Raw genomic sequence first — 20,019 nt, forward strand, 5'->3', positions numbered from 1 at the left:
TCCTGAGATGACATACGAAATTTGTCCGACTGACCCGGCCTGCATTACTTCGACCAACAGGCATCAAGTCATATGTCTTATATAAGAGTGTAGGGAATGGTGCGGCGCCGCAACAAGCCGAAAGAACAATTACAACAAGAAATTCATTCCTTTAAATTCAAATGGATAGAAAATTATTTTTACGATGCGAAACGTCTTTTTCCATCATGAGACAGCGTGCTTGTGCCTCGCATCGACATGTTTTTACGCACCAAAACAATATTTCACATCATGAAATACGAAATGTGGCCCCGCAGCTGTCACCCAGGGTCATCTCGCCAGCCGATGCCGGATCCAATCGCCACCGGCAATCCGGGTTGCCAGCGCGACGGCATCGGCATGGACCGGGTAGACGATGCAGTCGATGCTGGCCTCGCCGCACTGTACCGGCAAGACAGTGCGCAGGAACAGGGACAATCGCCCCGGGTACACCTCCTCGATGGCATCGAGCACAGGAATCAACGTTGCATCGATTTCATATACCTCGCCCGATACCGGGCTGGCCGTCGTATCCGGTATCAGGCCCGGGTAATCGCCCATGTCAACCAGCTCACCCCGCACGGTACCCGCCCCAATCAGCGTGGGAGCCGGCAGGCTGTGACGGGCTGCGGCCCGATGAATATCGTTCGACTCACCGGTGCGCAGCGTGCCATAGACAAAGATGAAGGGCATGGTCAAGAGCAATCCCGGCGGTTCGTACCCGCTTCAATATCATTTCAAGACTGACTCAGTGCAGCGCCTGCGCGGCCACCAGGACGCCGTCATCATCGGCGTAGATCCAGTCACCAGGCCGTACGACCACGCCCGCCATCTGCACCTGCACGCCGGACTCGCCGACGCCACGCTTGTTGCTGCGTACCGGACACGTGGCCCAGGCACGGATGCCGACCGCACACGCCGCCAGCTCCTGCGAGTCCCGCACGCAGCCGTTCACGATCACGCCAGCCCAGCCGTTCTGCTCGGCCAGCTTGCCGAGATTGCCGCCCACCAGTGCGCAGCGCAGCGAGCCGCCGCCCTCCACCACCAGCACGCGGCCGTTGCCCGGTGTTTCGAGCGTGGCGCGTACCAGCGCATTGTCTTCGAAGACCTTCAGCGTGGCCGCCGGCCCGGCAAAGGCCGCAAGCTTGCCAAAGCTGCGCAGGCCGGGCGCCATCACACGCAGGGAGCCATCCGCAAGACGCGCCTCATTGGCGTCGCACAGATCGCAGGTGTTGAAGGTCATATCCGCTGCCATTCCGTTCTCCTGAAAAAACCGGTGTTCAAATCCTCAGTGACCGCGCGCCTGCGCTGCCTGGCGGATGGCGCTCAGGGTGGTGCGCGACGTGATCTGCTCCGGATCGGTCCGGATCTCGATCAACGTGCTGACCGGTGCGGCAAGTGCCTCGCGCAAGGCGGGTGCAAAGCCGGCGGTCTGCGTCACGGTCACGCCGCGCGCCCCATAGGCGCGTGCCAGCGCGGCGAAATCGGGATTGCGCAGCGGCGTGCCGCTGATGTGTCCCGGATACTCGCGCTCCTGATGCATGCGGATCGTGCCGTACATACTATTGTTGACCACGATAATGATGATGGGCGCGTCATACTGCATGGCGGTCGCCAGCTCCTGGCCATTCATCAGGAAACAGCCATCGCCGGCCAGTGCCACCACCGGGCGGTCGGGATGCACGAGCTTGGCGGCCACTGCAGCCGGTGTGCCGTAACCCATGGCACCACTCGTCGGCGCCAGCTGCGTGCGGCTGCCGTGCACGAAACCGGCATGGGGATAGTAGCGATGCAGCCAGCCAGCGTAGTTGCCGGCGCCATTGGTGACAATGGCGTTGTCCGGCAGGATCGCGCGCATCTCGGACACCACCCGCGCGAGATCGACGCCTTCTTCATGAGCGGTGCCGGCAGCCGGCACCGCGATATTCGCCAGGTATTCCGCATGCGCCGCCTGTGCCCCCGTTTCCCACAGCCGCGCCGCGGGGGCTGGCAGTGCGGCAAGGCGGGCGGCGATGGCCGGCATGCTCGCCTGGATCATCAGGTCTGCCCGGTACACACTGCCGAGTTCCTCGGCGCCGGCGTGGACATGGATCAGTTGCTGCCGTGGCTGCGGCGCTTCCAGCAGCGTGTAGCCGCCCGTCGTCATCTCGCCGAGGCGCGGCCCGATGGCCAGCACCAGGTCCGCGGCGCGGATGCGCGCGGCCAACGCCGGATTGATGCCGATACCGACATCGCCCGCATAAAGCGGGTGCCGATTGTCGAACAGGTCCTGGAAACGGAAGGCACACCCCACCGGCACGCCAAAGCGCTCGGCGAATGCCTGCAGGTCAGCGCACGCCGCCGGCGTCCAGCCGCTGCCGCCGAGCAGCACGAACGGCCGCTGCGCCGCCAGCAGCATGCTGTGCAGGCGCTCCATATCGGCATCGCCGGGCCAGCTCATGACGCGCTCGTAGCGTGGCAGTTGCGGGGCAGTGACCTCGGTGGTCAGCATGTCCTCCGGCAGCGCCAGGACCACAGGCCCCGGTCGCCCGGAAGTCGCCGTCTGGAAAGCGCGTGCGACATACTCGGGAATCCGCTCCGCTCGGTCGATCTGCGCCACCCACTTGGCCATCTGGCCGAACATGCGACGGTAATCGATTTCCTGGAAAGCCTCACGGTCGGCAAAGTCGGAGCCAACCTGGCCGATGAACAGGATCATCGGCGTCGAATCCTGGAAGGCCGTGTGCACACCGATGCTGGCGTTGGTCGCACCAGGTCCGCGCGTGCAGAAGGCGATGCCGGGCCGGCCGGTCAGCTTGCCATAGGCTTCGGCCATGTTCGCCGCCCCGCCCTCCTGCCGGCAGATGATGAAACGCAGGGCATCGGCGCGGCGATGGATGCCGTCCAGCACCGCCAGGTAGCTCTCGCCGGGCACGCCGAATGCCAGGTCCGCGCCATGCGCGATCAGCGCATCCACCAGCACGTGTCCGCCTGGTAGCGGTACCGTCTTGTCGTCAGAAGTCCTCGTCATGCGTATGTTCTCTCTGTCGTTGCGCTCACACGGTTGCCGCGGCTGCCACACCGTCGTTACGCGGCGCGGCACACAAGCGACCGTGCCGGCGATCATACAAAAATGCCCCGCACATGGCGGGGCATCGGCTGATCATGCGGCACGTTCAGGCCGCACCGTCAGGCAGCGGTCTGCGCCTCCGCCTGGGCGCGCCGTGCGCGGTTGCCCTTGCCGACCGTCACGGCCGTGAAGATCGCCGCGACCTGCAGCACGCCCACCAGCAGGAACAGCCACGTCGGATGGCTTGCATCCATCAATGCACCGAACAGCAGCGGACCGGTTGCCAGCCCGATATCCAGGCCCGAATACACCACGCCATACACCCGCCCCGTAGCACCCTTGGGCGCAGCCGCACGCACCATCAGGTCGCGCGATGGACCTGCGACACCAGAGCCGAAGCCGATCACGCCCAGCAGCAATGGCACCGTCCAGCCCGGGAACAGATTCAGGCCGACCAGCACTGCGAACGAACCGGACAGCACGAAGCTGTACGCGATAATGCGGTCGTGATTGGCCACACGGCCCGCCGCGAAACCGCCCAGGATCATCCCGCCCGCGCTGCTCAGCATGAACACCGTATACGAGGCGGTCGCCAGCGGCAGGGAAATATTGTAGATCTGCGTGAGCGCGGACGCGGAGAAATTCTGGATGCCCGAGAGCGCAAACGTAGTGATGAGGAAAAACGCCCAGCATGCCCACACCTGCGGCAGCTTCATGAACGCCAGCATCGAGGCGCTTCCGCCGGCGTCCGCACCCTTGGCCGGGGCCTTACCGACACTTTCGCGGACTTCGCGCGGATCCAGCGCGCTGCGGTAGACGATCAGCGCGGCCAGCACCGAGAAGGCCAGCAGCGAGGCCCCGACCAGCGCCGTGCGCCAACTCGCCAGGTTGGCAATGGTGACGAGGAACACCGGCGCCGCCGCCCAGCCCAGGTTACCGCTAATGCCGTGCACCGAGAAAGCATGGCCAAGGCGCGACTGCGAGACGTGCTTGTTCAGCAGCGTGAAATCCACCGGATGGAATACGCCGTTCCCCATGCCGGCGACGGCCGCCCCCAGCATCAGCATGCCGTAGGTCGGGCTCGCGGCCAGGATCAGGGCCGAGGTTCCGAGGCTGACCATCCCGGCAAACAGGACCGGTCGTGCGCCAAAACGGTCGACGATAAAGCCGGAAGCGGTCTGGACAGTCGCCGAGACGATGAAGAACACCGTCATCAGGAAACCCAGCTGCGAATAGCTCAGGCCGAATTCAACTTTGATCCACGGGAAAAGCGGCGCCAGAATCAGGTGGTAGAAGTGGGACACACTGTGGGCCAGGCCCACCAGTCCGATCACCTGGGCGTCATGACGCAGTGCGTTCTGCGGCAGGGTTGCTGCTGTCATGGGGAGACTTCCTTGAAAAGACGCGGCGGCCGCCCCGGGAGGCGGGCACCTCCGGATCATAGCGCAAGCCGGTCACGCAAGCCATGCCTCCCGCAGAGCACATTTTTCCGTTGCCTATCGGGGCTTGCCCTGATGGGGCGGTTACCGGTCCCCTGCCCGCCGACAATCGCCTCCGCTGCAGCGCAGCTAGTCGGCACCGCCATTGACCGTCTGCACAATTTCCTCGCGCGACAGCTGCGGCGCGAACAGGCGGATGAAGGCGTGCGTGTAGCCGCGCAGGTAAGCGCCCCTGCGCACAGCAATGCGCGTGGTGTTCTGCTCGAACAGATGCGCCGCGGCAATGCAGTGCAGGCCCGTGTCCTTGCGCGGATCGTAGGCCACGGACGCTACGATGCCCACGCCGAGATCCAGTTCGGCATAGGTCTTGATCACGTCGGCATCGAGGGCGGTCAGCACGATTTCCGGCTTAAGTCCCGCGTGGGCGAACGCACTGTCGATCCTGTTACGCCCGGTAAAACCGGCATCGTAGGTAATGACCGGATAGCGCGCGACATCGGCGAGCGTCGGCGACGCCAGCGCCGTCAGTGGATGCCCGTGCGCGACCACGAGGACGTGCTGCCAAGTGTAGGCTTCGAACGATGCCAGCCCCGCCTCGCCTGCTACGGCTTCCGTGGCGACGCCGATATCCGCCTGACCGGTCAGCAGCATTTCAACGATATGCGTGGGCGAAGTTTCCTGCAATGCCAGCGTGACCTGCGGAAATTCGCGCCGGAACGCCTGCACCACCCGCGGCAAAGCGTAGCGCGCCTGGGTGTGTGTGGTGGCAACAGTCAGCTTGCCGCTGCTGCTGCCCGCGAATTCTTCGCCGGCATGCTTGAGGTTTTCCGCTTCCAGCAGCAGGCGCTCGACAATACGCACGATCTCGCGACCCGGCTCGGTCAGGCCGGTCAGTCGCTTGCCGTAGCGCTCAAATATCTCCACGCCGAGTTCGTCCTCCAGCTCGCGGATCTGCCGCGAGACGCCGGGCTGCGAGGTATACAAGGCATTGGCGACTTCGGTGAGATTGAATTGGCGCCGCACCGCTTCGCGGATGGAACGCAACTGCTGGAAATTCATTGGCGCGCCTCCGCTTCAGCCTGGACCTTGTCTGCAACAGACTGTCCTGCCGGAAATATCCGTAGCGCACGCGGCCGGACCACCAACAACTCGCCGGTCCGGAACGCCAGCTGCCGGTACTGGGTGACGGGCAGCGACAGCTCCAGCACTTCGCCGGTGTCGTCGCGCTCCAGTTCGAGCTGCGCCATGGCACCGATAGTCAGCGTACGTAACAGCCGAACGGGAATGCCCCCGCTGCCGGGCGAAAAACGCTCGATATCGAAATCATGCGGACGCACGAATGCCACCACGGCACTGTTGCCCGTTGGCGTGTCTTCGCCATCGAGCGTCGTGTCCAGCGGCAGCGCCACTTCTCCGGTGTGCAGCACGCCGCCGCCAGCGCTTGCCTCGACACGGCCATGGAACAGGTTCACATGGCCGAGAAAGCCATAGACGAACGGCGTGGCCGGATGGTTGTACACCGTATCGGGCGTGCCGGCCTGCTCGACCCGTCCGTGGTTCATCAGCACGACCCGGTCGGCCACTTCCAGCGCCTCTTCCTGATCGTGCGTGACGAACACGCTGGTCACATGCAGTTCGTCGTGCAGGCGCCGCAGCCAGCGCCGCAGTTCCTTGCGGACCTTGGCATCGAGCGCGCCGAACGGCTCGTCCAGCAGCAACACCTTGGGCTCGACCGCCAGCGCACGCGCCAAGGCAATACGCTGCCGCTGCCCCCCTGAGAGCTGCGGTGGATAGCGGTCAGCCAGCCAGTCGAGCTGCACCAGTTCGAGCAAGGCACGCACTTTCTCGCGGATCAGCGCATCTGACGGGCGTACCGCGCGTGGCTTGACGCGCAGGCCGAACGCCACATTCTCGAACACGGTCATATGCTTGAACAGCGCGTAGTGCTGGAACACAAACCCGACCTGTCGCTCGCGCACATGACACTGCGTCGCATCCTCGCCATTGAGCAGCACCTGCCCGGCATCGGCCTGCTCGAGACCGGCGATGATGCGCAGCAGCGTGGTCTTGCCGCAACCCGAGGGACCAAGCAGCGCGGTCAGCTCGCCCTGTGCGAAGTCAAGCGTCACGTTGTCGAGCGCAGTAAACGTGCCGAACTGCTTGTAGATGTGCGATACCTGGATGCTCATGTGGGTTGTCCTGAAGAGATAGTGCGTGCGGCGTGCTCGCTTGCACCCCGGGTAGCATCGGCCTGCTCGCGGCGACTGAGCCACTCCACGGCGTTCTTGATTGCCAAGGTCACGAGCGCCAGCAGCGTGAGCAGCGATGCGGTCGCAAACGCAGCCGTGAAGTTGTATTCGTTGTAGAGAATCTCGACGTGCAGCGGCAGCGTATTGGTCAGACCACGGATATGCCCGGACACCACCGACACCGCGCCGAACTCGCCCATGGCGCGTGCATTGCACAGGATCACGCCATACAGCAGGCCCCATTTGATGTTGGGCAGCGTGACGCGCCAGAACACCTGCCAGCCCGAGGCGCCGAGCACGACCGCGGCTTCCTCTTCCTCGCTGCCCTGCGCCTGCATCAGCGGAATCAGTTCGCGGGCGACGAACGGAAAGGTCACGAAGACTGTCGCCAGCACGATGCCTGGCACGGCAAAGATGATCTTGATATCGTGCTCGATCAGCCACTGCCCGACCCAGCCTTGTGCCCCGAAGATCAGCACATAGATCAGCCCCGAGATCACCGGCGAGACCGAGAACGGCAGGTCGATCAACGTGGTCAGCACCTGCTTGCCGCGGAACTCGAACTTCGCCACCGCCCAGGCCGCAGCCACGCCGAATACCAGATTGAGCGGTACCGCGATAGCGGCCACCAGCAAGGTCAGGCGGATGGCGGCAAGCGCGTCGGGCTCGATCAGGGCACGCCAGTACAGCGCGACGCCTTTCTTCAGCGCTTCATAGAACACCGCGGCCAGCGGCACGAACAGGAACAGCGCGAGAAAGGACAGCGCGATGCCGATCAGGCTCCAGCGCACCCATGCGCGTTCGCCGATCGCATGGCGCGGCGCATGCGCCGCTGCCGCACCCGTCAGGCGGCCTGTGGTTGAACCTGCCATATCAGTGCTCCGGGGAAGAAAAAAAAGAAGAAGACGTGGGCGCTGCCGGAGCGACCGGTGCCGGCGCACCGTCGCGGCAACGGCGCATCCAGCCCTGCAGAAGATTCACCGCCAGCAGCAGGAGAAAGGACAGCAGCAGCATGACCACGGCGATGGCCGTCGCCCCTGCGTAATCGAACTGCTCCAGTTTGGAATAGATCAGCAGCGGCGTGATCTCCGACACCATCGGCATGTTGCCGGCGATGAAGATGACCGAGCCGTATTCACCCGTGGCGCGCGCAAAGGCCAGCGCGAAGCCGGTCAGCCATGCCGGCAGGATGGCCGGCAGGATGACGCGCACGAACGTCTGCAGGCGTGTCGCCCCCAGGCTGGCGGCAGCCTCCTCGAGTTCGTGCTCGACGTCCTCGAGCACCGGCTGCACGGTCCGCACCACGAACGGTAGTCCGATAAAGGTCAGCGCCACCACCACACCCAGCGGCGTGAAGGCGACCTTGATGCCGAGTGGCTCAAGCCACTGGCCGATCCAGCCGTTGCCAGCAAACAGTGCCGTCAATGCGATGCCAGCCACCGCTGTCGGCAGTGCGAACGGCAGATCGACCAGCGCGTCGATCAGGCGCTTGCCCGGAAAGCGATAGCGCACCAGCACCCAGGCCACGAGCAGGCCGAACACGGCGTTGATCACCGCTGCGATCAGCGAGGCGCCGAAGCTGAGGCGGTACGACGCGAGCACGCGCGGCGCTGTCACCGTCGCCCAGAAGCTGTCCCAGGTCAGCGTCAGTGTCTTGAGAAAGACGGCGGACAGCGGCAGCAGCACGATCAGCGACAGATAGACCACGGTAAAGCCGAGCGATAGCCCGAAGCCGGGCAATACGCTGAAGCGCCGCGATGACACCGCGCGCTGCGCATGCCGGCTGGCCGAAGCGGCGAATGCAGAAGATGCCGGAGCGCCCGGTGGCGGCGGAGATGCCTGAGGTGAAGCAGAAGAAAGCGACAAGGACATCGGTTCTGGCCCGGTGGTGGAGCGCCGCAAGGTGCTCCATGGGGATGATCGGACCGGTGCGCTGTCGCCCCGCAGGGCCCGTTGCGCACCGGAGAAATCATTGTGCAGAACCGCGTTTATTATAAAAACGAATCTTTTTAAATTTTGTTATTCGAATTACATATATGGAATCGGACCGATCAGGTCGACATCGCGTTGCCACGCCGATTGCGCTTCCGGCTCGGGCCTTGCACCAGACGCCACAATGCGTTGCACCAGCCGCTCCACCAGACTGAGCCCGAGGGGCCAGTCGCCCAGCCCGGAATCGGCATTGACGTGCCCGGCGATGCCGAGATCGATCTTTTCGCTGCCCCACACTGTCGCCCAGTCGAAGGCGACGGGCTGCGGAACCCACGGATCGTTGCGGCTGGCCGCCACGATCGTCGGAAACGGCAACGGCCCCTGCGGCAGCAAGGGCCCGACTCCAAATTTCTCCGGATCGGCTGGCGCCACTAGCAGCATGCCGGCGATGTGCGCCGGATCTTCGAGGGCGGAATCGAGGACATGGCGCAGCGAGGCCAGGCAGCCAAAGCTGTGCGCCAGCAGCAGGACCTTGCCCGCACCGCCCGCTCCGTCCGATCTAGCCTGCCTCGCCTGGGCAACCGCCGCGCCGACCCGTTCCGCCCAGAGGTGCAGGCTCGGTTGCGACCAGTCCTTCTGTTCGACCCGCTGCCAGTCCGGATGCAGCGCTTCCCAGCGCGACTGCCAGTGTCCGGGCCCGCTGCCGTACAGGCCGGGGACCGTCAGTACCCGGAAACCTGGCGGAATGACGATGGGCGGCCTGCTCATGCGCGCTCCCATAACGTAGTTACGGCTTCTGCAGCGCCTGCCGTGGCGGCAAGCTGCGGTACGGCAGCCTCGCCCTCGCCCGCCTGGCTCATATGCCAGCGCGGCCGCACCGCTTCGCCCTGCGCAAGCGGAATGCCGGCTTCGGCCACGCGCACCGCATCCTGTGCGGTCTGTACATGCCGCGCCAGCAGCTGGACCGCCTGCGCCTCGCACGCCGCCCGCAAGGTGTCGAGATCGGCGGCCGACCATCCGGTCCGCCAGTCGATGCTGAGCACTGCCGGGCGCGCCTGGGCGAGCAGCATGCGCGCCGTGGCCAGATCATCGGCCTGTACCACCAGATGAAAGCCATTACGCCGGTAGTTGCGCACCACCTGCAGCAGCAGCGACAGCTCGCGATTGGCGCTGGCGGGAATCTGGATCCACACGAAATCCTGCGGCAGCCCGAGCGCCACCAGTACATTGCGGTAGGCCGCGCCATGGTCTTCCAGCACCGCGGCCAGCAGGCGATCATGGATGCCGGCAATCAGCGGCACCGTATCGTCGCCCTGGAAATAATTGATCGCATGGACCAGCCGGCACATGCGATCCAGCGCGATCAGCGTGGCGTCGTCCGCCGCGCGCGCGAACAGCCGCCATGCCGAGAGGCCTTCGCCATCCTCGGCATACGTGCGGATGCGCCCCTCATGTGCAAATGCCGCACCGGTCTGCACATGCACCACGGGCGCAAACTCGCTGGTCAGCGCGCATTGCAGGAACTGCGCCTGCACGCGGCCGCCGGCATCGCGCCACAACGGACGCGCCGCGTCCGCCTTGTAGCGCGATGGCAGGCCCTCGAGGTAATGCTGGAACCGTGCGCTCCGGACAAGCGCGGCGTGCGGCTGCGTCATAGTGTTACCTCCCGGCCTGATAGATCTGGTCGAAGGTGCCGCCGTCGTTGAAGTGCGTCTTCTGCGCCACCTGCCAGCCACCGAAATCCTTGTCGATGGTCAGCAGCTTCAGTTTAGGAAACTGTACGGCAAAGCGCTCCGCAATCTTTGGCGATGTCGGCCGGTAATAATGTTTGCCCGCCAGCGCCTGCCCTTCGTCGGTGTAGAGAAACTGCAGATAGGCCTGCGCCAGGCTGCGCGTGCCCTTGCGATCGACCACCTTGTCCACCACGGCTACCGGCGGCTCGGCCAGAATCGACAGCGACGGCGCGACGATATCGAACTTGTCCGGTCCCAGCTCCCTGATAGCCAGCAGCGCCTCGTTTTCCCAGGCCAGCAGCACGTCGCCGATGCCGCGCTCGACAAAGGTCGTGGTCGCGCCGCGCGCGCCGGAATCGAGCACCGGAACATTCCGGAACAGCCGTGTCACGAATTCCTTGGCCTTCGCATCGCTACCGCCTGGCTGGGCCTTGGCATAGCCCCAGGCCGCGAGATAGTTCCAGCGCGCTCCACCCGAAGTCTTCGGATTCGGCGTGATCACCTGCACGCCTGGCTTGACCAGATCGATCCAGTCCTTGATGCCCTTGGGGTTGCCCTTGCGCACCAGGAACACAATGGTCGAGGTATACGGCGCGGCGTTGTGCGGCAACCGCTTCTGCCAGTCCTTCGCCAGCAGACCGCGTTGCGCGATGGCATCGATGTCATAGCCGAGTGCCAGCGTCACCACGTCGGCATCGAGCCCATCGATGACCGAACGCGCCTGCTTGCCCGAGCCGCCATGCGACTGGCGAATGGTGATCGGGCTCTTGCCCTGTGCCTGCAGGTTTGCGTTGAACGCCTTGTTGACGTCCTGATACAGCTCGCGCGTCGGATCGTACGAAACATTCTGCAACGTTGCCTGCGCCGCCGCGTGGCCAACGAGACCGAGCAGCGCCGCTGCGACTGCAGACTTTAAAACAATGTGAAACATGGATGTGGTGCTCCGTTCTGTCGAGAGTCAACCCTGATTGCCCAGGGCACAGAAAAGAGCGTACCGAGCGCCCCTCATGCAACCAACGAATGTTTCCGTTGGCGCTCAGTTGGAAATCTCATAAGCACAGCATCGAGCCCCCCCCACACCAGTGCCCATCTATCGAGCGACGGTCCACGTATCTCAGGTTCGCCCCGTCAGCACAACCTCAAATTCATTCATGTGAGCCCCCCATTTTCTTAACACCGGGAGGGTTCCTTCCTTCATTGCGCTATTACGCCCGATTTAACAATCCTTCACGTGAGTCTTGAAACAAATTTGGATGAAAGACGCACTCATTGGCGCATTCCGCGATTTGTTATCGCACCGAAACCCCATGCAGGCGCCTTGAAAGGACAATCAATGAACAAGCCCACGCATCGCACGCAGCGCACGCCGCGTAGCAAATACGCAGTACTCCACCCCATCGCGGCTGCCGCCGGACTTCTGATGACTACCGCAATGGCACATGCTGCCTGCTCGCCAGGCTTGCCGACAGTGTGTACCGGCACAGACACCGTCGGAATACATGACAATGCCTCGCGTGTTGTTGTCGATCCGGGCGCCACTGTCTCGACCAGCAACCTCGGCGGAAATGAGGCCACGCTGCGCATCGGCGTTCTGCAGGACAATGCCGGCACCATCAGCAGCACGGGCAATGGCAACGCGGTGATCGTGACCTCGGGCCTCGACCTCGGCAGCAGTGCGCCTCAGGTTGGTGTGAGCACCCCCCTGTTCGGCGCCGTCAACTCGAGCACCATCTCGGCGGAAAATGGCGTGGGCATTTATACCCGTCCGGAATGGAGACCGACTGGCCCAGGCAATCCGCCGATTTCTGCAAGCGATCCGATTGCCGTCTGGAACAAAGACACTGGTGTCATCAACATCGTCAACGGCACGGGCATCGCCGCCACCGGAGGCGTGCAGAACGATGGACAGGTCAATGTCAGTACCGGCACCGGGATCAATATCTTTGGTCCTTTCGCGGGTGTCGCGCACAACGGTGCGACCGGCAAGATCACGGTCGGAGATGGCATTGGCATCCAGACCGCTGGCATCACCATCGTCAACGACGGTGACATCGCGATCACTGGGTCGAATCCTGGCATCGGCGTCTACAACCGCAACTACGACCTGAACTTCCTCACGGACAGAAATGACGTGAACAACGGTACGATCAGCGTTGCCAACGGCATCGGCATGCAGGGCCGGATCGACTACAACACCAACAAGATCACCGTGGGCAAGGGCACCGGCATCAATGCCGGAACATTCGGCGGCAACACTGCCGGCGCCAACATCCAGGTAGGCACGGGCATCGGCATCAACTCGGGTGGCAAGGCAGTCAATAACGGCATCATCGGCGTGCAGTCGGGCATCGGCATGAATGGCCCGACCGGCATCAACCAGGGTGGCGGCGTCATCACCGTCGGCTCGAAATCAGCCACAGGCCAGCAGATCGGCATGCTCGCCATCGGCGCAACCAATGACGGCAACATCGCCGTGCAGCAGGCCGTGCCGTTTGGCACGCCGGCCTACAGCGGCACCGACATGGCGCTTGCCAACGATACGCTCAGTACGGGCGCGACCGGCCTGGCGGCCTACACCACCGGCATCAACAGCGCCACCGGTACGATTTCCGTCGCCGGCGAAAAAGCCACGGGCGCGCTCGTCGGCATGGGCGGTTCGCCAAGCACGGTACTGAACAACGACGGCACCATCAACGCCACGGGACCGAACAGCCGGGGCGCGGTCGTCCTCGGCTCGCCCACCGGCCAGCAGGCGCTGAACAACACCGGCACCATCACCGCTACGGGCCTCAATAGTACCGGCGCGGTCGTGCTCGGCAGCACCTTCGGCGTGCCTGACAGCGCTGTCGGCGCCGTCACCTCGACCATCAATAACAGCGGCACCATCAGCGGCTCGGGCACTGGCGCACGAGGCCTCACGGTATCCATGCTGTCCGACGCCAGCAAGGCCACCATCACGAACAGCAAGACGATCGAAGCCACCGGCACGAACAGTGTCGGCATTGCGCTCAACCCGCTCGGCAATGCCGCCGCAGCCCACCCGGGCGCAGCCATCACGCTGACCAACCAGGCCGGCGCGACCATCAGCGGCGCGGGCAAGGCCATCGAAAGCGGCTACGGCAACATCACCTTCTCCAACTTCGGGCAGGTGAATGGCGATGTCGCGCTGGCAAACAGCCATGTCAACACAGTACTGGTCGACTCCCAAAGCCAGATCGCAGGCAATCTCGATCTCGGCAACACCACTGCGTCGACACTGATCCTCGACGGCAAGACTGATGCGATCTACTCAAACGTGGTCACCGGCAACACGCGTCTTGCCGGCACCATGATCAAACGCGGCAATACCACGTGGACGCTCGATAGCGACATGCCGCAACATACCGGCACCACGGTCATCGAAGCCGGCAAACTGTATGTGAATGGCGCGATCCCCAACGCCGCCGTGACCGTCAATCCGGGCACGCTACTCGGCGGCACGGGCCAGACCGGTGGCATTACCATCGCCGGCACCGTAGTGCCCGGCCCGGCCGGCCCCGGCCAGATCGGCACACTGACGGCCAACGGCAATGTGGTTTTCCAGCCCGGCTCGACCTTTGTCACCAATGTCAACGCCGCGGGCCAGGCTGGCCTGCTGACGGCTACCGGTGGCGCCACCATCAATGGCGGTACCGTCCAAGTGGGCGTAATCGGCGACCAGAGCGCCTACCTGCCCACCACGCGTTACCGGTTGGTGCATGGCGATGCCGGCGTATCAGGCCAGTTCAGCGGCCTGACGCACGACTTCGCCTTCCTCTCGCCGCGCCTGACTTACGATCCGAACAACGTGTACCTGGAATTCCTGCGTAACGCCGTATCGCTCGACGACCCAGCTCGCACGCCGAACCAGAAGGCGGTTGGCGCCAATCTCAACGATCCGTCGGTCTGTGCCAGCGGCCGCCTGAACGCCGTGTGCAACAGCATCCTTACTCTGCCGCGCGATCAGGTTCCGGGTGCCTACGACCAGCTCTCGGGTGAAAGCTACGCGACCCTGCGTCGCATGGCGCTGGCGCAAAGCTCGCGTTTCTACCGCGAAGTCGGCAACCGCATGCAACAGCGCCTGTCGGCTGAAGCGCACGCCCAGCCGGCCACCGGCTCCAACGGCGCAGGCAGTAGCACCAGCAACAGCGTCGTCATCGGCTCGCCCAACAAGGACGGCTGGCTCAACGCACAATACGCCACCACCAGCGCCGAGAGCGATGGTAATGGCGGCGGCTACCGCTCGCACAACTTTGGCGTGATCGGCGGTGTGGATCATCATCTGAACGACAAGGTCGTGGTCGGCTTTGCCGCAGATGTGGACCAGACCAACGCCACCTTCAGCGACCGCAACGCCAAGGGCAAGGTGACCAGCGCCTACGCGGGCGGCTACGTCGGCTACCGCGAAGGCCAGTTCACGGCCACCGGCGTGGTTGGCGGCGGCTATCACCGCTACGACATGGATCGCTCGCCGACCTTCGGCAACTTTGCCGGCGCAACCTCCGGCAAGGGCAGCGGCACCGAAGTCGGCGCGTATGGCGAGTTGAACTACCGCCTGACGACCTCCGGCCCCGCCAGCGTCGAGCCGTTCATCGCCGGGCAGGTAATCCGCTTCCGCAACGGTGGCTTCACCGAAGGCGGCAACAGCGGTGCGGAACTCGATATCCGTGGCAACAGCGGCACCGCCACCATGGCGATGGTCGGTACGCGCCTGGGCTACCACTGGATGGGTTCGGCAGGTATGCAGCGTGTTAGCGCAACGCTGGCCTGGACGCATGAGAACGGCGCCATCAACAAGGGCGTGGTCGCCTCGTTTGCAGGTGCCCCGGGCAGCCCGACCTACACGGTGCACGGGCCACGCGAGCATCCCAACGGCGCAATGATCGGCCTGGACTACACGGGCACCGTGGCGCGCAATCTGGAGCTGATGGGCCGGATTGCCGCGCGCTACAAGCATGACTTCAGCGATCACGCGTTCTACGCGGGCCTGCGCTACAGCTGGTAAGCAAGCTTTTTGGGGCGTCGTCGCCCTACATAAAAAACCGGAGGCATCCCCTCCGGTTTTTTATTACAAAATATATCTTAAATACTGAAAAACCAATCAAGCCAAGCATCAATATATTACACAATGAAAAACTCAAAATCTCACAACATCCTATTAAACCAAGCATCACCTTATTTTTTTGAAACATTAAGTAACGGCGATAAACCATTTCTATGTAGCATTCTGCCAACGCCTACGAAAGCTCGCGTCAATAACGAGATGGCCTCTAATCCATTGATTTAAAACGATTACTACACAGCCCACCGCTTCAGCCTCACGATACTTATACCGGAATTAACTTTGGTTTTTATCATTTAAGCAGATTCTTATTATTGCCTGTCATTCGCTTTTTTAAAATCGCCATGTCACTCCCCTGAATATCCTCAAATACCTGTTCCGGATCGTCCAAGGAAGTTTGACGTATTCGATTCAATGCTTGACTCAAAGGCGAATGCAACATGAAATCTCAACACACGAAGCAAGCTATCCTGCTTGGCTCCCTCTCGTTGTCCCTCGCACCCGGCGCTTATGCAGCATGCGTCTCCAACGGTGCAACACCACCGATCTATACCTGCACAGGCACGACAGCCAACCTGACCGGCAATGCTCCCGCGAACAACGGTGCAACGGTTAACCTGGCACCCGGCGCGACGCTCTCAAGCTTCAATTTCACCCCGTCCGGTACGACCGCACTCTCAGGTGACCCTGCACTGGGTCCGTCCACTGTCACGATCAATGCCGGGGCTGGCAGCACGCTGGGCTCGGCCGGTGTCAGCAGTGGCATCGCCGGAGACTTTTATAACGTCAACATTGGCACCAATGCCACCGTGGGGCCGCTGGCCTTGCGCGGCAATGGCGATGGCACGGGCGCGTCGGGCAACCTGCGCCTGGCAATGGGGTCGACTGCGGTAGGCACGCCTGGCGGCGCGCCCAATGTCCTGCTGGTCGGTTCCAATGTATCGATGGATAGCGATTCAACGTCAGATTGCCGTGGCCGAGTCGGCGAACGACTATCCGGACGTGCTGGCGGCGTACCTGCAGACGCAGCAGTTCTGGCAGGCTCACCTGGCCGATGATCCGACATGGCGGTCCATGGTCAGAGTATTCGGAAACAGGGTGGAGGAGATCGAAAAAGAGTATCGTGCCGCCAGCCTGGAACTGATGGAGTGCCATGACTATGATGCGGGAGACGCGGCTTATCGGGCTGCACAGACAGCACTCGATAGACAACGCGCCCAGGATCTTTCTGAAGCCCATGAAAGCCATGCGCGCCGAACGACCGCTCCCGTCGCGGAGAGCTTGCAGGCATTGGCCCAGCATGCCCGGAACAGCAGCGCAAAGCCGGACACCGTGGAAGCCGTGGCACAGCGCCATGCTAGTGGCTGGCGATGGCTGGATGATCAGGTCGGGCAGGCATGTGCCGCATGGATGGCGGTGAAAACGGATTTCGCGGAGCGGTGTAAAAGACGCCCTGCACGCGCCCATGCCGCCGTCTTGCGTGCCAGGTTTCAATGCTGGAAATCACAGCGAGGCGCACTAAGAGATCTCCACAAGACGCTGGCTAGCCCCACGTACAGGGCATTCGATTTCAGCAACCTGGGGCTGCTGGAGTTTCCTGTGGCATTACTCGGACTGCTGCCGGAACAGACAACCTTTATCAAGCTGTCGGACAATGCCATTGAGCATCTTCCCGATAACGCATTCAGCCGTTTTCCGGAGCTGGAGTATCTGCTCCTGGGAGGGAACCGGCTGACCGCGCTGGAGGAGAAAAGCCTGCAGGGGCTGCGGCGCCTTCGGTATCTCGATCTTTCCGATAACCTCTTGACGGCGATCGCACCGACTGCGTTCAAGGATCTCGTGGCTCTCGAGGAATGCAATGCACGCAAGAATGCCCTGACAGCATTTCCACGGTTGGCGTTATCGACCTGCACGCGCAGGTTCTTGCCGAAGTCTTCCTGGCCATCGATGCCATAAAGCCGGTTCAGGTTGGGAATGGCCTGGAAGAAGACGCGGTTGCGCGTGCCGGGTGCGGCTTCGCTCGCCGCCGTATCGGCTCCGAAATGGAACGAGGCATTGTTCAGGACGCGCCGATCCACGGGCAGCGAATTGAACTGCATGAGCGACTTCCCGTTCGTCGGCTGCCAGGCCACGTTGGTGCTGCCGCGCAGCGCGGCATCTCCAGCAAATCTCTGTTGTGAACCAGCACCGCGCTCTTGTAGAGGATCTGCATCGATGTATCCCCTGCCCGGCCGAGGTCGCCCAGTACCTGGTGATGAAGGGCTTCAAGCAGCCACAATTGAATTTCCACGGCCTCTGCGGTATTACCGGTGCTCCGCGCACTGAGTACCTTGGCGAACTGCAGCAGCTTCTCCAGGCGATGCAGCCAGATGCCCAGTTGCACCAGTTGCTGGCGATCGGGCGACGCCAGCAGAATACCCTGCTTGCGGCATTCGATTTCCAGAAGCCACCAGGCAAGCATGGCGCGGTCACCACAACCTTTCAAACCCGATTGCAGTGCTTCAAAGCACTGCGCAGCAAGGGTCTGGTTCGCGACCAGGCCAGGAAGCAATGCCTCGACCCGATCGAGTACGTTGGCCAGAATGCGTTCGCGCTTGTCCTGCAATGCCATCGGCAAGGCCGCCCGATGACTAACGATATGGCGCACGGTATGCAGGAATTCGTAGAGCGAGTCGACTCCGGTCACGTATCTGACTCCGGCAAGCAGGCTAGTCATCGGTTTGCCGAGCCAGCGGGTGAACTCCCGCTCGTGGCGAGAAAAATTGCTCAAGCACAAGGTACCGGCCGCATGGGGACCAGCCTCCAGTCGGGCCGCTTCCGCCTGCGTGAAGCGGTTGTTGTACAGATCGACCCGGATCCAGCCGTGGCGAAGCATTCCAGCAGGAAACTGCTGGAGTGCATTGTCCTGCAGTTGGATATGGATCACGGCAGTATGGGACATGCCTGTCGGCTGACCCAGTATCTGTTCTCCGATCTCGGTGATCTGGTTTTGCGACAGGTCGATCCTGCCGAGATTGGGCAGCCCGCTGAAAATGTCGTTGTCGATCCGCCTGAGCATATTGTTAGACAGATTGACTCTCATTAACGCCGGCGTCCTGGGCAAGATGTCAGGAAGTTCAGACAGGCGATTATTCTCGAGATCCAGGACCTGCAGTGCCATCATTTCCCGGAATGCACCTGCCTCGAGATGGCGAATAGCATTGTCTGCGAGACTCAGGTTGCTGAGTCTGCTGGGATAGGCGGGCGGTCCCTGCATGCTTTCCCGTGTGATTTCGCTCAAGCTGTTGTCGGCGAGAACGAGCGTACGCAGATTCGGAAGCAGACGCATCAACCATCTGTCGAGCTGTGTCAGTTGGTTATATCCCAGGCACAGCACCTTCAATGCCTTCAGACCCGCGACAGGCGGCTTGAATCTCTCCAGACGATTGTTATTGAGGTTCAGGCTCTGCAACCGCGAAAGCCCTTCCAGGTGTTGGGGGCTGATCACGGAAATGGCATTGGCAGAGAGGTTCGCCTCTTCCAGCGCCTTGGGCAAGCAAGGAAAGCGGCGCAGATTGTTGCTGTCCAGCCTGAGTTTGCGAAGAGCGCCAAGCCCGGCGAGTCCATCGGGATCAATGGTGGCGATTGCATTGCTGGACAGATCCAGCTCCGTCAAGCCCTCAAGGCCGCGCAAGCTCTGGCGGGATAATGTCCCGAGCTGGTTACCGGACAGGCCGAGACGCTCCAGTCGCCTGAAGCGTTCGAATGTTCCATCAGGAATCACCTTGATCCTGTTTCCGGCCAGTTCGATCACTGTCGCCGACGAGGGTAGCAATTCGAGGAATTCGATCGGCATGCGCTCAGGACTGAGATGATTCAGTTTCCAGACCGTATCGTCCGACGTCTGTGCCTCACCTGCTCGCGCTGCGGCCCGAAGCCGCTCCTCCAGTGTTGTCAGGAACTGCAGCCGGGCCTGCGCGCACTTCAGCTGGCAGGCACGATCGTCTCGGTCGTCTGCATCGGGGTCAGCCTCGTGGTACTGATGCTTCAGCTCACGGGCATGGCGCTTGGCTGCAACAATCTGTTCTGCCAACCATACCCAGCCTTTTATCTGGCCTGGCCGCATCTCGTCCGGCAATGACCGAGACCCCGCGGCAGCGGTCATGCACAGCACTGCATGTGGCATCGCGGAGGATCCCCCCACAGGTGTCGCCGATGTCACGGTGGGTGCGGTCGCCAATGGCGAATGTGGACCGGGAGCCTGCAGCGGGTGCTCGCGCAGACGCGGTATCCTCGCCAGCGCCTCCGCGCCTTGCGGAATCTGCCCGGTTTGCGATGGTTCGACGTGTGACCCGGTTGCCTGCGAATGCATACGCGTCAGGCTGTTGCGTCTGCGTACCAGGGTGGACAGCGTGCCCTGTGTGGTCTGGATCTCCGCCTGCTTCGTCTGTTTTCCCAGGCAAATCGAGCTGAGACTGCGAGTGAGACAAGCCTTGTTCATGCAGCAGCTCCATCACGTATGCGCTCGGAGCATGGCGCG

General features: G+C 62.7%; 15 protein-coding genes. 3 read left to right on the plus strand and 12 right to left on the minus strand.

The features are described from left to right. Positions 1 to 309: 309 nt before the first annotated feature. The 11 genes from ACQ3C8_RS07410 to ACQ3C8_RS07460 form a co-directional block, all read right to left on the minus strand. Positions 310 to 711, minus strand: coding sequence for a gamma-glutamylcyclotransferase family protein (locus ACQ3C8_RS07410; RefSeq protein WP_428853044.1), 402 nt, complete (start codon positions 709 to 711; stop codon positions 310 to 312). A 55-nt stretch (positions 712 to 766) separates the two neighbouring features. After that, entirely contained in the window at positions 767 to 1,273 is a 507-nt protein-coding gene (gene rraA, locus ACQ3C8_RS07415) for a ribonuclease E activity regulator RraA (protein ID WP_009522722.1), read from the minus strand. A 33-nt stretch (positions 1,274 to 1,306) separates the two neighbouring features. After that, positions 1,307 to 3,028 carry a thiamine pyrophosphate-binding protein gene (locus ACQ3C8_RS07420; protein WP_428853003.1) on the minus strand — a complete coding sequence of 574 codons (1,722 nt, stop codon included), beginning with the start codon at positions 3,026 to 3,028 and terminating at the stop codon, positions 1,307 to 1,309. A 158-nt stretch (positions 3,029 to 3,186) separates the two neighbouring features. Beyond that, positions 3,187 to 4,449 (minus strand): MFS transporter, encoded by a 1,263-nt coding sequence (locus ACQ3C8_RS07425; RefSeq protein WP_428853004.1) that lies wholly within the window; start codon positions 4,447 to 4,449, stop codon positions 3,187 to 3,189. Between the two features lie 186 nt (positions 4,450 to 4,635). Continuing rightward, on the minus strand, positions 4,636 to 5,565 hold the full coding sequence (locus tag ACQ3C8_RS07430; protein ID WP_428853005.1) for a CysB family HTH-type transcriptional regulator: 930 nt from the start codon (positions 5,563 to 5,565) through the stop codon (positions 4,636 to 4,638). Next, positions 5,562 to 6,695: a sulfate/molybdate ABC transporter ATP-binding protein gene (locus tag ACQ3C8_RS07435; RefSeq protein ID WP_428853006.1), complete on the minus strand. Its 1,134-nt coding sequence runs from the start codon at positions 6,693 to 6,695 to the stop codon at positions 5,562 to 5,564. The genes ACQ3C8_RS07430 and ACQ3C8_RS07435 overlap by 4 nt, the downstream gene beginning before the upstream one ends. Continuing rightward, the gene (gene cysW / locus ACQ3C8_RS07440; RefSeq protein ID WP_428851140.1) at positions 6,692 to 7,627 is read right to left on the minus strand and encodes a sulfate ABC transporter permease subunit CysW; all 936 of its coding nucleotides are present in this window, start codon (positions 7,625 to 7,627) and stop codon (positions 6,692 to 6,694) included. Before cysW ends, ACQ3C8_RS07435 begins: the two co-directional genes overlap by 4 nt. Before the next feature lies 1 nt (position 7,628). Continuing rightward, positions 7,629 to 8,627: a sulfate ABC transporter permease subunit CysT gene (cysT, locus tag ACQ3C8_RS07445; protein ID WP_428851141.1), complete on the minus strand. Its 999-nt coding sequence runs from the start codon at positions 8,625 to 8,627 to the stop codon at positions 7,629 to 7,631. Between the two features lie 156 nt (positions 8,628 to 8,783). Further along, on the minus strand, positions 8,784 to 9,455 hold the full coding sequence (locus tag ACQ3C8_RS07450; RefSeq protein WP_428851142.1) for an RBBP9/YdeN family alpha/beta hydrolase: 672 nt from the start codon (positions 9,453 to 9,455) through the stop codon (positions 8,784 to 8,786). Further along, positions 9,452 to 10,342, minus strand: a complete 891-nt coding sequence (locus tag ACQ3C8_RS07455) for an EAL domain-containing protein (protein ID WP_428851143.1) — start codon at positions 10,340 to 10,342, stop codon at positions 9,452 to 9,454. Before ACQ3C8_RS07455 ends, ACQ3C8_RS07450 begins: the two co-directional genes overlap by 4 nt. Positions 10,343 to 10,346: 4 nt before the next feature. After that, positions 10,347 to 11,342: a sulfate ABC transporter substrate-binding protein gene (locus ACQ3C8_RS07460; protein WP_428853045.1), complete on the minus strand. Its 996-nt coding sequence runs from the start codon at positions 11,340 to 11,342 to the stop codon at positions 10,347 to 10,349. Positions 11,343 to 11,840: 498 nt separating this feature from the next. Here ACQ3C8_RS07460 and ACQ3C8_RS07465 point away from each other — a divergent pair, with 498 nt between their 5' ends. The 3 genes from ACQ3C8_RS07465 (at position 11,841) to ACQ3C8_RS07475 (ending at position 17,456) form a co-directional block, all read left to right on the plus strand. Next, entirely contained in the window at positions 11,841 to 15,443 is a 3,603-nt protein-coding gene (locus tag ACQ3C8_RS07465) for an autotransporter domain-containing protein (RefSeq protein WP_428851144.1), read from the plus strand. Positions 15,444 to 15,940: 497 nt separating this feature from the next. After that, positions 15,941 to 16,558 (plus strand): hypothetical protein, encoded by a 618-nt coding sequence (locus tag ACQ3C8_RS07470; protein ID WP_428851145.1) that lies wholly within the window; start codon positions 15,941 to 15,943, stop codon positions 16,556 to 16,558. Next, positions 16,473 to 17,456, plus strand: coding sequence for a leucine-rich repeat domain-containing protein (locus ACQ3C8_RS07475; RefSeq protein WP_428851146.1), 984 nt, complete (start codon positions 16,473 to 16,475; stop codon positions 17,454 to 17,456). The genes ACQ3C8_RS07470 and ACQ3C8_RS07475 overlap by 86 nt, the downstream gene beginning before the upstream one ends. Before the next feature lie 103 nt (positions 17,457 to 17,559). Here the strand turns inward: ACQ3C8_RS07475 and ACQ3C8_RS07480 are convergent, their stop codons facing one another. Beyond that, positions 17,560 to 19,980: an NEL-type E3 ubiquitin ligase domain-containing protein gene (locus ACQ3C8_RS07480; protein ID WP_428851147.1), complete on the minus strand. Its 2,421-nt coding sequence runs from the start codon at positions 19,978 to 19,980 to the stop codon at positions 17,560 to 17,562. Between the last annotated feature and the right edge of the window lie 39 nt (positions 19,981 to 20,019).

This window comes from Imbroritus primus (genome assembly GCF_964332355.1).
Lineage (GTDB): Bacteria > Pseudomonadota > Gammaproteobacteria > Burkholderiales > Burkholderiaceae > Imbroritus > Imbroritus primus.

What these genes read in the sequence shown, in the direction of transcription:
- ACQ3C8_RS07410 (WP_428853044.1), bottom strand. Translation starts at nt 711, where the DNA reads ATGCCCTTCATCTTTGTCTATGGCACGCTGCGCACCGGTGAGTCGAAC.
- rraA (WP_009522722.1), bottom strand. Translation starts at nt 1,273, where the DNA reads ATGGCAGCGGATATGACCTTCAACACCTGCGATCTGTGCGACGCCAAT.
- ACQ3C8_RS07420 (WP_428853003.1), bottom strand. Translation starts at nt 3,028, where the DNA reads ATGACGAGGACTTCTGACGACAAGACGGTACCGCTACCAGGCGGACAC.
- ACQ3C8_RS07425 (WP_428853004.1), bottom strand. Translation starts at nt 4,449, where the DNA reads ATGACAGCAGCAACCCTGCCGCAGAACGCACTGCGTCATGACGCCCAG.
- ACQ3C8_RS07430 (WP_428853005.1), bottom strand. Translation starts at nt 5,565, where the DNA reads ATGAATTTCCAGCAGTTGCGTTCCATCCGCGAAGCGGTGCGGCGCCAA.
- ACQ3C8_RS07435 (WP_428853006.1), bottom strand. Translation starts at nt 6,695, where the DNA reads ATGAGCATCCAGGTATCGCACATCTACAAGCAGTTCGGCACGTTTACT.
- cysW (WP_428851140.1), bottom strand. Translation starts at nt 7,627, where the DNA reads ATGGCAGGTTCAACCACAGGCCGCCTGACGGGTGCGGCAGCGGCGCAT.
- cysT (WP_428851141.1), bottom strand. Translation starts at nt 8,627, where the DNA reads ATGTCCTTGTCGCTTTCTTCTGCTTCACCTCAGGCATCTCCGCCGCCA.
- ACQ3C8_RS07450 (WP_428851142.1), bottom strand. Translation starts at nt 9,455, where the DNA reads ATGAGCAGGCCGCCCATCGTCATTCCGCCAGGTTTCCGGGTACTGACG.
- ACQ3C8_RS07455 (WP_428851143.1), bottom strand. Translation starts at nt 10,342, where the DNA reads ATGACGCAGCCGCACGCCGCGCTTGTCCGGAGCGCACGGTTCCAGCAT.
- ACQ3C8_RS07465 (WP_428851144.1), top strand. Translation starts at nt 11,841, where the DNA reads ATGACTACCGCAATGGCACATGCTGCCTGCTCGCCAGGCTTGCCGACA.
- ACQ3C8_RS07470 (WP_428851145.1), top strand. Translation starts at nt 15,941, where the DNA reads ATGAAATCTCAACACACGAAGCAAGCTATCCTGCTTGGCTCCCTCTCG.
- ACQ3C8_RS07480 (WP_428851147.1), bottom strand. Translation starts at nt 19,980, where the DNA reads ATGAACAAGGCTTGTCTCACTCGCAGTCTCAGCTCGATTTGCCTGGGA.